Origin of the sequence: Butyrivibrio sp. CB08 (assembly GCF_003625485.1) — a bacterium.
In the GTDB taxonomy this organism is placed as follows: Bacteria; Bacillota; Clostridia; order Lachnospirales; family Lachnospiraceae; genus Butyrivibrio.
On sequence record NZ_RAIR01000001.1, the window covers coordinates 498,953 to 513,805 of the forward strand.

Annotated in this window: 11 protein-coding genes; 9 read left to right on the forward strand and 2 right to left on the reverse strand. The window is 42.4% G+C overall.

The window, feature by feature from the left end; translation table 11 throughout:
- Positions 1 to 14: 14 nt before the first annotated feature.
- Both D6855_RS02240 and pyk read left to right on the forward strand, forming a co-directional pair.
- Positions 15 to 2,333, forward strand: a complete 2,319-nt coding sequence (locus D6855_RS02240; RefSeq protein ID WP_120737585.1) for a DNA internalization-related competence protein ComEC/Rec2 — start codon at positions 15 to 17, stop codon at positions 2,331 to 2,333.
- Positions 2,334 to 2,369: 36 nt separating this feature from the next.
- The gene (gene pyk, locus D6855_RS02245) at positions 2,370 to 3,371 is read left to right on the forward strand and encodes a pyruvate kinase (protein WP_120737587.1); all 1,002 of its coding nucleotides are present in this window, start codon (positions 2,370 to 2,372) and stop codon (positions 3,369 to 3,371) included.
- Between the two features lie 25 nt (positions 3,372 to 3,396).
- Here pyk and D6855_RS02250 read toward each other — a convergent pair whose 3' ends face one another.
- Together D6855_RS02250 and D6855_RS02255 are read right to left on the reverse strand one after the other, a co-directional pair.
- Positions 3,397 to 5,802, reverse strand: coding sequence for a ribonucleoside triphosphate reductase (locus D6855_RS02250; protein ID WP_120737589.1), 2,406 nt, complete (start codon positions 5,800 to 5,802; stop codon positions 3,397 to 3,399).
- A 150-nt stretch (positions 5,803 to 5,952) separates the two neighbouring features.
- Positions 5,953 to 6,645 carry an anaerobic ribonucleoside-triphosphate reductase activating protein gene (locus D6855_RS02255; RefSeq protein ID WP_120737591.1) on the reverse strand — a complete coding sequence of 231 codons (693 nt, stop codon included), beginning with the start codon at positions 6,643 to 6,645 and terminating at the stop codon, positions 5,953 to 5,955.
- A 98-nt stretch (positions 6,646 to 6,743) separates the two neighbouring features.
- On the opposite strand from D6855_RS02255, the gene holA reads away from it, so the two are divergent.
- The 7 genes from holA (at position 6,744) to D6855_RS02295 (ending at position 14,823) form a co-directional block, all read left to right on the forward strand.
- Positions 6,744 to 7,769: a DNA polymerase III subunit delta gene (gene holA, locus D6855_RS02260; protein ID WP_120737593.1), complete on the forward strand. Its 1,026-nt coding sequence runs from the start codon at positions 6,744 to 6,746 to the stop codon at positions 7,767 to 7,769.
- Positions 7,770 to 7,837: 68 nt separating this feature from the next.
- A complete protein-coding gene (locus D6855_RS02265) occupies positions 7,838 to 8,473 on the forward strand; it encodes a DUF1653 domain-containing protein (protein ID WP_120737595.1) in 636 nt (211 codons plus the stop codon).
- A gap of 3 nt (positions 8,474 to 8,476) precedes the next feature.
- Positions 8,477 to 9,502 carry a glycosyltransferase family 2 protein gene (locus tag D6855_RS02270; RefSeq protein WP_120737597.1) on the forward strand — a complete coding sequence of 342 codons (1,026 nt, stop codon included), beginning with the start codon at positions 8,477 to 8,479 and terminating at the stop codon, positions 9,500 to 9,502.
- 135 nt (positions 9,503 to 9,637) lie between these two features.
- Entirely contained in the window at positions 9,638 to 10,348 is a 711-nt protein-coding gene (locus D6855_RS02275; protein ID WP_120737599.1) for a phosphatase PAP2 family protein, read from the forward strand.
- A 73-nt stretch (positions 10,349 to 10,421) separates the two neighbouring features.
- A complete protein-coding gene (locus tag D6855_RS02280) occupies positions 10,422 to 11,393 on the forward strand; it encodes a diacylglycerol/lipid kinase family protein (protein WP_120737601.1) in 972 nt (323 codons plus the stop codon).
- Positions 11,394 to 11,545: 152 nt separating this feature from the next.
- Entirely contained in the window at positions 11,546 to 12,784 is a 1,239-nt protein-coding gene (gene glyA, locus D6855_RS02285) for a serine hydroxymethyltransferase (protein ID WP_120737603.1), read from the forward strand.
- Between the two features lie 746 nt (positions 12,785 to 13,530).
- On the forward strand, positions 13,531 to 14,823 hold the full coding sequence (locus tag D6855_RS02295) for a glycoside hydrolase family 3 N-terminal domain-containing protein (RefSeq protein WP_120737607.1): 1,293 nt from the start codon (positions 13,531 to 13,533) through the stop codon (positions 14,821 to 14,823).
- The last annotated feature ends 30 nt before the right edge of the window (positions 14,824 to 14,853 follow it).

Consider the following 14,853-nt stretch of genomic DNA (forward strand, 5'->3'; position numbering starts at 1 on the left):
AGTTTTGTGCATAATTGAAACGACCGTTGGCCTTTTTGGCAATTCTGGTGACGGTGGCTGTTTTTGTCTATTTAAATGTCTTTTCATCTGCATTTGCGGATACCGATAGTGCTCTGGATAAGAGCTATGTGGAACTTTTTGGGAAGGTCCACAGTAAAGAGCTTAAAAAGAGCTCTACCGGTGAAACAAATTCTGTTATCTATCTGATTCCGACAGGAGAAGAGAATAGGGACTTTGAGATGGTTCAGTGCTATATTGAACCATCTTGTACTACCTGTCCGTCTATAGGGCAGTATGTGCTTGTTTCTGGCAAGGCCAGGACTTTTTCAAGGCCCACTAATCCTGGGGAATTCGACAGTCACCTCTATTATTCCACATTAAAAATTTCATACAGATTAAGTGATGCAAAGATACTGAAGATTGGAGGAAAGAAAAACTGGTACAGGGAGAGCCTTTATCAGGTCAGGATCTTTTTGGAGGATGTGCTGGATGGCGTTCTGCCATCTGAAGACGCAGGGGTGATGAAAGCAATGCTCCTTGGTGATAAGGCATATCTTGATGAAGAGACAAAGGATATGTATAAGAGTAGTGGGATCATGCATATCCTGGCGGTATCGGCTTTGCATATATCAATTATTGGAATGGGGCTCTATAAGCTTTTAAGGCGCCTTAGACTTAACAGCGTAGTGGCATCTCTTTTTGCCATTGTGTTTATGTACTCATACGGAGTAATGTGCGGTATGGGGACATCTTCCTTTAGGGCCATAAGTATGTTTGTATTAAGGCTTTTAGCGCCACTTGTTGGTAGGACTTACGACCTTATTAGTGGTCTTTCCCTGGCTGAGATCCTGCTATTACTGGATCAGCCTCTTTATCTGTACAACAGCGGGTTTTTGTTTTCTTTTGGAGCTGTGGTTGGAATTGCGGTGGTCAAGCCAAGTTTGCGCCCCATGTATCTTTATCTTTTTGGAAACAGGATGAAATTTGCCGATGATAAAGACAGGCAGCCACAGATGGAGATTATTAAGGGTGCTGGGCTTAAGGTGCTTGATGCATTGCAGACAGGACTTTCAATAGCTCTGGTGACCCTGCCTGTATATTCTCTGTTCTACTTCACATATCCTGTACATTCTCTTTTCTTAAATCTTATGGTGATTCCCCTTATGGCGACTTTGATGCTCTCTGGAATAGTTACAATGCTCCTTGGGGTGATAGCGCCTGTTCTTGGTTATCTTCCAGGTTTCCTGGTTCATCTTATCCTTTCCTTCTACAAGCTTATAAGCTCTGTAAATGAAGTAAATGGAAGCTTTACATGGTATATGGGACACTCTGAAAGCTCACAGGTCTTTGTTTATATGGTGTTGGTGCTGGCTTCCCTTTGGATGTCAAAGGAGAAGCGCGCTAAGAAGATAGTTAAGGAACATGTTATCAAATCCCCGGTGATTAAAGATGTCTGCCGATTTGGGGTTCTATTGTTGGCGGTTATCGCTCTGACATTTCATATACCACCAGAACTTGAAATAGACATGATAGACGTGGGCCAGGGAGATGGAATCGTAATATCTTCAGCAGGGCGAAGCATCCTCATAGACGGAGGCAGTACCTCAAAAAAGAACGTGGGAAAGTATCAGATCATACCATTTCTTAAGTACAAAGGTATTGGAAAGCTCGAAGCTGCCATTGTGACTCACGAAGATGAGGACCACATAAGCGGCCTTTTAGAGATCATGGATGATATGGAGAAGGGTGGGATACAGGTAAAAAAGTTGCTCCTGCCTGAAGTTGCTGAAAGCTCCAGAGGAGACAATTACCACCTTTTGGAAAGCAGGGCAAAAGAGCTGCGTATTCCGATACTGTATATCAATAAGGGTGAATCCTTTAGTCTTGGCAAGGCGCAGTTCACATGCCTGAATCCCCGGCTAAACATGACCACAGATGGAGCTAACGCATACTCTACAGTACTCTTTATGCGTTATGGGCAGTTCACAGCTCTTTTCACGGGAGATATGGAAGGAGAAGGGCTGGTGAATGTGAAGGATCAGTTGCGAAAGAACGCTGTTGAGATCAGTGACGGATTGGATCTACTTAAGGTTGCCCACCACGGCTCAGAGTACACAACTGATGAGGAATTCCTTGAATTGACCCGTCCCAGGATAGCTCTTATCAGCAATGGGCAGAATAACAAATATGGACATCCTCACAAAGCCTTAATAGAGCGCCTTGGCGCTTTTGGGGCTCAGATTTATCGTACAGATCAGCTGGGAGAGATCAGCATTATCGTTAAAAAGAGCAGCCTCCATATTGAAGGATATCGACATACGCTTTATCATTGAATTATCAGCAGAGTACATGCTAACTGGAGAGTAACTATGATAGATATCTTTGGAACATTAGGTCCAAAATGTGATAATGAGATAATGCTTAAAGAGATGTTTTTAAGGGGCATGACAGGGATAAGGATCAATCTGTCCCATGTTAAGCTTTTTGACTGCAAGGATAGCATTGACAGGATTAAGCAGGCGGCTAAGGAAGCTGGAACTACGCCTAAGATCCTTATTGATATGCAGGGGCCGGAACTAAGAGTTGGAGACTTTGACGGAGTTGTTTCGCTGGCTAAAGGCTATTATCAGACGCTGGGGGATGAGTGGATCCCTGTGGATGAGAAGATAATAAGGGCAATGGAGCCTGGAGATGAGATACTTCTGGATGACGGAAAGATCCTTGCGCAGGTAAAAGAGGTCAAGGGAACAACTGCTGAGATTTATGTTAAGAGAAGCGGTGGGCTGACAGGGAAAAAGAGCATAAGGATAGTAGGAAAAGAGGTACCGATGCCGGCTCTTACTGATGAAGACATTGAGAATCTGAAATTTGCTAGTGAATATGGAATTACTGGTATAATGCAGCCCTTTGTCAGAAATAGAGATGACCTTCTTGCCGTAAGAAATCAGCTTCAGATAAGTGGATGCCCTGACCTTAGGATCTATGCCAAGGTAGAAAGCATGGAGGGCGTAGAGAATCTGGAGAACTATATAAATGACTGCGATGAAATAATCATTGCAAGAGGAGATCTTGGAAATGCCATGCCACTGTGGGAACTTCCAGGAGTGCAGAAGAGAATAGCAAAAACCTGCAGAGAGCACAACAAGCCATTCATGGTAGTAACACAGATGCTATCTTCCATGGAAAAAAGTGCAGTCCCAACAAGGGCAGAAGTAAGTGACATATACAATGCAGTCCTTGACGGAGCTACATCTGTAATGGTTACGGGAGAGACTGCCATAGGTGAATATCCACATGAAGTAATAAAGTATCTGGTTAATACAGCCAATGAAGCTGATAAAAAAATTAAGCAAAATAAAACCGGGGAATGATCCCCGGTTTTTTTATTTTATCGTCTTATGATACCTGGCTGTTAGCGATCCAGGACTTGATGTCTGAAACACCAAGAACCTTCTCGAAGTTATCGCCGCTCTGGATTACAAGAGTAGGAGCCTGCATGATTCCAAACTTTTCAACGAGTTCAGGATGCTCATTAGCATCTAAAGTCTTGTAGATGACTCCGGCCTTATCAAGAAGAGAACCAGCTATCTTGCAGTTAGGACAGGTTGTTGTCTTAAAGAGCATTACTGATGCGCCTACATTAGAGCTGTTTTCGCTGGACTCTGTATTGGACTTCTTGACAGCAGCCTCTACAAAGCTGATCTTCTTGGGACCCTCGTGGGTCAGATGTGAATTGCCAATGTTGTAAACGCGTCTGTCCTTGTATTCCTGAGCCTTACCATCGTTCCAGTTAGCAACAGGGCGGTAGTAACCAGTGATACGGCTATAAACCTCTGTCTTAGCTCCGCAGTGAGGGCAGACAGCCTGCTCACCAACAAGGTAGCCATGCTCCTTACATACTGAGTATGTAGGGGACATTGTGTAGTATGGAAGCTTGTAGTTCTCAGCAATCTTCTTAACAAGACTAGCTGCGGACTTCCAATCTGGAAGCTTCTCACCAAGGAATGCATGGAATACAGTTCCTGATGTGTAAAGTGTCTGAAGCTCATCCTGAATATCAAGGGCAGAGAAGATATCCTCTGTATAGCCAACAGGAAGGTGCGAAGAGTTGGTGTAATAAGGTGTTCCATTCATATTGGCTGTTATGATATCTGGATAAAGTTCTTTGTCGTGCTTAGCAAAACGATATGTTGTAGATTCTGCTGGAGTAGCCTCAAGGTTGAAGAGCTCACCCTCGTACATAGCCTGGTAATCAGAAAGGCGCTCTCTCATGTGGTTAAGTACATTCTTGGAGAATTCTACAGTCTCAGAGTTAGTCATATCAACTCCAAGCCATTTTGCATTAAGACCAACTTCGTTCATACCAATAAGACCGATGGTAGAGAAGTGGTTAGCAAATGATCCAAGATATCTCTTGGTGTATGGGTAAAGACCCTGCTCAAGAAGCTTGTTGATAACCTGTCTCTTGGTGTGAAGGCTTCGTGCAGCCACATCCATGAGATGATCGAGTCTCTTGTAGAAGTCTTCCTCGTCTTTTGCAAGGTAAGCAATTCTTGGCATATTGATTGTAACAACGCCAATAGATCCAGTAGATTCGCCTGATCCAAAGAAACCACCTGATTTTTTACGAAGCTCTCTTAAGTCGAGACGAAGTCTGCAGCACATGGATCTTACATCGCTTGGCTCCATGTCGGAATTGATATAGTTTGAGAAGTATGGAGTACCATACTTGGCTGTCATTTCGAACAGGAGCTTGTTGTTCTCAGTCTCGCTCCAATCAAAATCACTTGTTATAGAATATGTAGGAATAGGATACTGGAAGCCACGGCCGTTAGCATCGCCCTCGATCATGATCTCGATGAAGGCCTTGTTGACCATATCCATTTCCTTCTGGCACTCGCCATAAGTGAAATCAAGCTCCTTGCCACCAACGATGCAGTTGAGGTTCTTGAGATCGTTAGGAACTGTCCAGTCCAGAGTGATGTTAGAGAATGGTGCCTGTGTTCCCCAACGGCTTGGTGTGTTTACACCATAGACAAAGGACTGGATGCACTGCTTAACCTCTTTATAGGTTAAGTTATCAACCTTAACGAAAGGTGCAAGGTAGGTATCAAATGAAGAAAATGCCTGAGCGCCTGCCCATTCATTCTGCATGATACCAAGGAAGTTAACCATCTGATTGCAAAGGGTAGAAAGGTGTCCTGCAGGTGAAGATGTGATCTTACCTGGAACTCCGCCAAGACCTTCCTGGATAAGCTGCTTAAGACTCCAGCCTGCGCAGTAGCCTGTCAGCATTGAAAGGTCATGGATGTGGATAGCAGCGCTTCTGTGAGCGTTTGCGATCTCCTCATCATATACTTCTGAAAGCCAGTAATTGGCTGTGATGGCACCAGAATTAGAAAGGATAAGTCCTCCTACAGAGTATGTTACTGTAGAGTTCTCCTTAACACGCCAGTCATTGATCTTAAGGTAATCATCAACTATGTCTTTATAGTTTAAGAGAGCAGAGTTGACGTTACGTACCTTCTCACGCTGTTTACGATATAAGATATATGCCTTGGAAACATCAGAATATCCAGACTCGGAAAGGACTTTCTCGACACTGTCCTGGATCTCTTCCACAGTGATCTTGCCATCCTTAACCTTGGATTCGAAATCTGAAGCTACACGAAGAGAAATAAGATCTATCACGCTAGAGTGATAATCTTTTTCAAGAGCGACAAATGCTTTAGTGATGGCGGCAGAAATCTTGGCGATATTAAAATCCGCAATAGCCCCATCTCGTTTAACAACCTGGTACATAAAAACCCCCTTACAATACTTACATTAGTGATAAATATAAGATATCATAAGAAGGGTTCAATAGTCAATATATAGATATTGTTATTTATACAAACACAATATATTGTGGTTTGGATTTCAAAAAACCATAGCTTATCATTATAGCGTTCGTTATTCCACGCCTCGAAGCTGAGTATTGTCTACATACTTTCTTGCAACCTCAGCGTAGACTTCCATTTCCTCCTGAGTAGGAGATGTGAGACTATCATCTGGAACGGTATCTCTTAGGGTAAACTGCTGAAGATAATAGGCTTTGGCGCCTTTTATAGCCTGTCCCATCTGCTCGAAATCATCTTTTTCGTGAAGGCCGCCTACTACAGTGGTCCTGAATTCATAGTCAATGCCGCTGTTCATGATGACGGATATGCTCTTTTCTATTATAGAAGTATCCATGTCCCTGACTCCGCAGGTTCTCACATACTTGGGAAAAGAGTTTTTGATATCCATTGCTATGTAATCAATTAATCCTTCATCTAGCAGCTCTTTTAACCTGTCAGGGTGATAACCATTGGTATCCAGCTTGACTTTGTAGCCCATCTGTCTGATCTTTCTGATAAAATCAGCAAGGTCCGGGCGCATCAAAGGCTCGCCACCTGTTATGGCGACTCCGTCTATGAGACCTTTTCTTTTCCCCAGAAATTCAAAGAATTCATCTTCATCGCAGTATGGACTGGCGCTCCCATCCACAAGCTCAAAATTGTGGCAGTAAGGGCATCTGAAATCGCACCCTGCAAGGAATACAGTGCAGGCCACCAGCCCGGGAAAGTCCAAAAGTGTCATTTTTTGAAGTCCGTGTATCAACATTTAGTGCCTCCCACTAAAATATTCATAGTTTATCAGGCAGATATAGTATATCAAAAAAGACTAATAATATGTTAACATATAAGTCGAGGTGCATTTTTATGGCTGTTAAAACATCAGATTTTCCTGCCAGGCAGAGACAATTTAATGAAGATATTGCTGCGGGAGCTTTTAAGCCCTGCTACCTTATATATGGCGATGAGGCCTACCTTCGTCTTCAGAACAGGGACAAAATAGTTAAGGCCCTTGGAGGCTCTGAGTCCTCTATGAACTTCAATAAGTATGAGGGCGATGGCTGTAATCCATTAGAGATCATCGATATGGCAGAGACCATGCCATTTCTTTCAGATAAGAGAGTGATTCTTGTTGAGAACAGTGGCTTTTTTAAGAGTGGATGCCCTGAACTTGCGGAGTATCTCAAGGCTTCCGCAGAATCCACCATCCTTATATTTGTAGAAAAGGAAGTGGATAAGAGAAAAGACATCTACAAGTCCCTCTCCAAAACGGGATTTGAAATAGAGTGCAGCACTCAGGATGAAGATATGTTAAAGCGCTGGGTGGTATCAAGGTTTTCAAACGAAGGTAAAAAGATATCTCCAAGAGCCCAGGCAGTTCTCCTTGACAGGGTGGGAACAGACATGTCAAACCTCACCACCGAGATTGAGAAGCTTGTATGCTACGCCATAGACAGGAACGAGATAACTGAAGAGGACATTTTTGCTGTCTGTGCCAATTATCTCACCAGCAGGATCTTTGATATGACAGATGCGATCTCATCTCAGAATCAGAGGCGGGCTATAGAGCTCTACTATGACCTTCTGGCTCTCAAGGAACCGCCAGCCAAGATCCTTGCACTTATTACAAGACAGTTTAACATCATGCTTCAGATAAAAGAGATGACGGATAACCGCAGGGATAAAGGCGAGATGGCATCAGCTGTCAAGATTGCGCCATTTCTTGTTGGCAAGTATCAGACCTGGGCCAGGAACTTTTCTTTTGAACAGCTAAGAGAGGCCTTAGAACTGTGTCTGGCCAATGACGAAGCCGTTAAAACCGGCAAACTTGACCACGTAATCAGTGTTGAGATGGTGATAATTAAATGTACATCAATTGGTAAGGCAGTGTAACAAATTTGAAATTATCTAAGTGTTGACTTATACTATACAAATGTCGCAGGACAGAGAAAGAGGATAATATGGCAGACAGACCAAGACCACAAGAGATATACAGACATTTCAAGGGCAATATGTATCAGGTCCTTACGATCGCTATCCATTCTGAGACTATGGAAGAGATGGTAGTTTACCAGGCTCTTTACGGAGACTACAAGGTATATGTGAGACCTCTTCAAATGTTCATGTCAGAGGTTGATAGAAACAAATACCCTGATGTTAAGCAGAAGATGAGGTTTGAAAAGGTTACTCCAAGTGCTGAGCGCATTGATGAGAGAGTTGTTACACCAGCGCCTTGCGCCACTGTAAGGACAGAAGCTCCATCTTCAGGTAAGCCTGTACGACTTGAGCTTGACGAGAGCAGCCTTAAAAAAGACTATTCAGAGTCATCTGCTGTTATGAGCAAGACCGTGGATGAGGAGGCGTCAGAATTAAACCTTGATCCACTTGTTATCCAGTTCATGGACGCAGATCTTGCTGTTGACAAGGGCGAGATATTATCCAAGCTTCGTCCTATAATAACAAATGATATGATTGATATTATGGCACTTTCAGTGGGAGTTGTAATAAATGAAGGTGATGTCTATGACAGATACAATGATCTTCGCAACTGCCTTGCCACAATGGAAAAATATGAAAGTACCAGATTAAGGAGTTAATAAATGAAACTATTATCAATTGCAGTTCCCTGCTACAATTCACAGGACTATATGAGTAAGTGTATCGACTCTCTGCTCGTTGGAGGAGAAGAGGTTGAGATCCTCATTGTCGATGACGGCTCCAAGGACAGAACAGCAGAAATTGCTGACGAATACGCTAAAAAGTACCCAACTATCTGCAAAGCTATCCACAAGCCAAATGGCGGACACGGATCAGCAGTTAACGCAGGAATTGAGAATGCTACAGGCCTTTATTTCAAGGTAGTTGATTCTGACGACTGGGTAAAAGAGATCGCATACAGGAAGATCCTCAGCACTTTGTCTGAACTTGCAGGCGGAGATGTACAGCTGGACCTTCTTATCAGCAACTTTGTTTATAACAAGGTAGGAGAGAAGCGCCATAAGGTTATGCGCTACAACACCATGTTCCCTATCGAGCAGATCTTTACATGGAAGGACGTAAAGAGAACTCCAAAGGGACATTACCTTCTTATGCATTCCGCGATCTACAGGACCAAGCTCCTTAGACAGTGCGGACTTAAGCTCCCTGAGCACACTTTCTATGTAGATAATATCTATGTTTTTAATCCACTTCCATTTGTTAAGAACATGTATTATCTGGATGTTAACTTCTATTACTACTACATTGGAAGAGAAGACCAGTCTGTTAACCAGCAGATCATGCTCTCAAGGATCGATCAGCAGCTTAAGGTCAACAAGCTGATGGTAGATTATTATGTAGAAAACTATGGAATGATCAGATCCCAGAAAGAGAGACATAAGTATATGTTCAACTATCTGGAGATCATCACAGCAATATCATCTGTTCTTTTAATTACTGAGGATACACCTGAGAACCTTGCAAAGCGCCAGGAACTTCTTAATTACATCAGGGAAAAGAACTTCCTTCTGTATGTAAAGATCAGATACAGCATTGAGGGAACTTATATCTATCTTCCTGGTAAGGGTGGACGCAAAATTACTCTTGCAGGCTATAAGCTTCTTCAGAAAATCTTCCATTTCAACTGATTATTTGGAATGGTTCAATAAAATTTAGCGGTAAAACGTCAATTTTTTGGGAACTATTGACATTTACTATATTTTTATCAGTGTTACAATATTTTTCAACATGAAGTGTTTTGTGCTTGAAAAATGAGGAATATTATGAAAAAGAGATATGAAAAATGGATTGGAAGGACAGCTGATGCCAGTCTTTTTAGGGATCTTCTGTGGCTTGCTGTACCAGTCCTGATTTATGCTCCAATCTACATGATCTGGTTCATGTTTTTGGAGAAACACACATTTGCGCATTATTCTGTGATCCACACAGCAATTGATGACATGATCCCATTTCAGGAAATATTTGTTATACCTTATTACACCTGGTTTTTGTACGTTTCAGTTGTTGTTTTGTTTTTCCTGATTTCGCTGGATATTGAAGATTACTACAAGAACTTTATTTTCCTGGCAACAGGTATGACAGTGTTCCTGGTTATATCCACCCTGTTTCCTAACATGCATATGCTGCGTCCTGCAGTAATGCCAAGGGACAATTTCTTAACAGGTCTGGTGCAGGTAATATACAGTCATGATACATCAACCAATCTTTGGCCAAGTATTCACGTATATAACTCTGTAGGAACCATGATCGCTGTACATCACAGCAAAAGATTTAATAAGCTTGGCAAGCTGATAAGTGATTTCATCGGACTTTCAATCATCTTATCAACCATGTTTATTAAGCAGCATTCTGTGTACGATGTGATAACTGCCCTTATCATGGCAATTGTTTTCTACATCATGTTCTATCACACATCAATGCTTGAGAATTTCTGCAAAGTACAGGAAGAGAAGCTTTCTCTTAGATACAATTAAATAGCAATGTGATATAATAAAAGAACCTCAATTACCAACAATAAAGGTAATTGAGGTTTTTGTGAGGTTGCGTATGTACTATTGTATTGTTAATCCGTCCGCAAGGTCGGGTAAGGGGAAAGAAATCTGGAATAAGCTTGAGTACAAGTTTCTGGAGAAGGGGATTGACTACGAGGTTCATCTGACACAGGGGCCCGGACATGCCACGAGGCTTGCCAAAAAGCTTACTTCGCTAAAGAAAGAGGAGAGCGAGCTTCCAATTAAGCTTGTGGTAATGGGTGGAGATGGAACTCTCAACGAAGTCATGAATGGTATTGCTGACTTCGAGAGAACGCTTGTTGGATATATTCCCATAGGATCCTCCAACGACTTTGCAAGGGATCTGGCTTACCCTAAGGACGTGGATGTTCTTATCGACAAGATAATAGAGGGTAAGAAGGTAAGATCTTTGGATCTTGGCAAGCTCACCTTTAATTCCATGACCAAGACCATGTCGAGGCTTCATGATGACAACATTAGTCTTACAAGGATATTTGATGTAAGCTCGGGAATAGGATTTGACGCCGCTGTGTGCGAAGAAGCCCTGGCTTCCGGAACCAAGAACTTCCTTAACAAGATAGGCCTTGGTAAGCTCACCTACGGAATGATCGCAATAAGGCAGCTCCTTAAAGCTGACAAGGTTCCCTGTGACATTGAGCTTGATGATGGAACCAAGATCCATCTGGACAGGTTCATCTTTATAGCAGCTATGATCCATCACTACGAGGGCGGCGGATTTAACTTTGCGCCAAAGGCTGATCTTACCGATGGTAAGTTTGATCTGGTCTTTGCGGGAGATATGCCTCCATCAAGGATGATGTTTGCGCTTCCACTTTCATTCTTTGGAAACTACTACTGGATAAAGGGAATTGGTCATTATGTCACCAGAAGAGTTACCATAAAAACCATGCTTCCTATGTGGGTACACACCGACGGAGAGGTATCAGTCAAGTCTGATAATATCACCTGGGAGTGCCTTAAAGAGAAATTACAGCTTATGAATTAAACACAAAGATGGGCAATATCATTTGAATGGAATTGTCCATTTTTTTCTCTAGATTTTTTTAGGGGTTTATGATACGATATGCGAAGTGTGTTGCTTTAATACATTAAATTGTAAATGTGTATTTATTTAGCAAATTCTCAGGAGGAAATGGTATGTATTCATTGGAAGAAGTAAGGAAGGTTGACCCTGAAATCGCTTCTCTCATCGAGGAAGAGGTTGAGCGTCAGAACAATCACATTGAGCTGATCGCGTCAGAGAACTGGACCAGCAAGGCAGTTATGTCTGCAATGGGAAGTCCACTGACTAACAAATACGCTGAGGGTCTTCCGGGGAAAAGATACTACGGCGGTTGCTACGTTGTTGACAAGGTTGAGAACATTGCAAGAGACAGAGCAAAAGAGCTGTTCCACTGTGATTACGCCAATGTTCAGCCTCACTCAGGTGCTCAGGCAAACCTTGCAGTTCAGTTTGCACTCCTTAAGCCAGGCGATACCATCATGGGTATGGACCTTGAGCAGGGCGGACACTTAACACACGGAAGTAGCGCAAATATCTCTGGAACATATTTCAACATCGTTCCTTACGGAGTAGATGACAACGGTGTTCTTGACTATGACAACATGTACAAGCTTGCATTAGAACACAAGCCTAAACTCATCATCGCTGGTGCTTCAGCATATTGCAGAACCATTGACTTTAAGAAATTCAGAGAGGCAGCTGATGCCTGTGGTGCAGTACTCATGGTAGATATGGCCCACATCGCAGGACTTGTAGCTGCAGGACTTCATCCAAGTCCATTCCCATATGCAGACGTTGTTACAACAACAACTCACAAGACTTTAAGAGGCCCAAGAGGCGGACTTATCCTTTGGAATCAGGAAGCTCAGGACAAGTTCAAGTTTAACAAGGCTGTATTCCCTGGAATTCAGGGCGGACCACTTGAGCACGTTGTTGCAGCTAAGGCTATCTGCTTTAAAGAAGCTCTTTCTCCTGAGTTCAAAGTATATGCTCAGAATATCGTTGATAATGCCAAGGCTCTCTGCGACGGTCTTATGAAGCGTGGTATCAAGATCGTATCTGGTGGTACAGACAATCACCTTATGCTTGTAGATCTTACAAACTTTGGTCTTACTGGAAAAGAAGTAGAAGCTTGGCTTGATGATGCACATATCACTGCCAACAAGAATACAATCCCCAATGAGCAGCAGTCACCTTTTGTAACCAGCGGTATCCGTCTTGGAACACCAGCTGTAACAACAAGAGGCATGAACACTGAAGATATGGGTCAGATCGCCGAGGCTATCGCAATTGTTATCAAGAACAAGGGCGAAAAGAACGACGAAGCAAGAGCAATCATAAAGAAGCTTACAGATAAATATCCTCTTGATTAATTAATAACAATATAAGGTTCAGTCATGAGTTTTTTAACTCAAATGGCTGAACCTTTTTTTAATGTGTATGAATTGTATTTTTGGTAATCCACATAAAATGAGGTCTCCCAAAAAGAGCTGTCGAATGTGCAGAATTGTATATAATGAATATACAATTAGAATTATTAACAGAAAACAGTTTAATTTATACATCATATTCAAAATAATCAAAAGAAAATCAAAAAATGTATTGACAAATCAACTTGCCCTAAATATAATAAAACCATCAAGAGATACTTATAAGATATCCAATTACTTCTCCACTTGGTATATAGACCAAACAGAGCCGGGGGAGAAAGAAAGGCAGGTACACTCCAAAGGGATAGGTAATTAAAAATATTCAGAGAAAGGATGGTACGGTCCACCAAACTAAGTAGATCAGTTCTATAAAAGTTTTAGAGTAATACCAGTTTTACAAGTTCTATAAGTATCAAAAATACAGCACTTCAAGTACATGATAAGTGGTTTGAACAAGTAAAAATTCGTGAACTTGCAACCACAGCATATGAATGCAAAAGTTAATGGAAAGATGGAGCTGAGAATTGGAGGAAGGTCCGTTGGACGTATTTTCAATTGAATTAGATGAGTACTCGGCATGAGGGCAGAAGCAGGTAATATCGATGAAGCTTCTGCCCTATTTGTATGCATATTTATTTATATTTGTGGTATTATAATTTCTAGAAAAAAGATTGATGGTGGGAATATAGATGGCACGATTAGAAGAACAGGATTTTGATGAAAAGAGGCTGGCTCGCAGACAGAGAAGGAAAAAGAGCCAGCTTATTGCATATATAATACTTGCTTCGATCTGTCTTGTGGTTTTTGGAGGCTGCGCAGCACTGATCATCTTCCTTAACGGTGTGCTTAAGGGGGATAAGAACGTAACTGCTGAAGCAGAGATCGCCCAGCAACAGGAAGAAGTAGTAGAAAGTGCAGTAATAGAGACTCCAGAGGTAGTCACAGAACCTGAGGAATATACCCAGGAGGACATGCTGGGAGATATAGTAAATAGCGTATTAGAGGAACAGACACTTGAAGATAAGGTGGCTGGACTGTTTATCATAACTCCAGAGCAGCTTACAGGTGTAGACACCGCTGTTAAGGCCGGTTCTGGAACCCAGGAAGCATTAAGCAACTACGCTGTGGGCGGTATTGTTTATTCATCCAAGAACATCAAGACAACAGAACAGATCAAGGAAATGCTGGATGCAACTGTTTCCATGAGCAAGTATCCTGTTTTCACTTTCCTTTCAGACCAGGGCAATACTTCTGATTCTGTTAAGGATACACTGGCTCTTTCTCCTGATATTGAGATAACAGATGGAGAGAGTGCTTACCAGGCTGGAACCCAGATAGGATCACAGCTGTTCAAATATGGATTCAACTGCAGCGTTGCTCCTTTTATTGAAATGACCGAGGAGAGCATGCTTGGAACTGATATAGATAACGCAAGAGATATTGCGGCAGGGTATTCTAAAGGCCTCGAGGAGTCTGGAATCTTATCCTGTAGTTACATGTTCCCTCTTAAGGGCGATACATTATCTGGAATGGGTACCAGCGACAAAAGCAAGGATGACCTGGTGCTTAATGAGTACGAGGTATTCAAGAACATTATAGATTCCGGATTTGCCGGAGCCATAATGGTTTCCAATGTATCACTTCCAAATCTTACACAGGACAACACGCCGGCTTCTCTTTCTGACAAGGTTATTACAGAGGAGCTTCGAGGAACTCTTGGATACGAAGGAATAGTTATTACAGCACCGCTAAGTGAAGGCGCCATCACAGAGTACTACACTGCTGGAGAGGCGGCTGTGGCAGCTATCAAGGCTGGGGCTGACATGATCTACATCCCTGAAGATTTTACCGAGGCTTACAACGCAGTCTTGGAAGCCGCATCAAGTGGCAGCATCAGTCAGGACAGGATCGATGAGTCCCTGCGCCGTATCTATGCTGTAAAGTATGCAGATCGTGTTGAGCAGATCTCAGATGGAAATTGATAAAACAAAAAAGGGCTTTGTTAAGCCCTT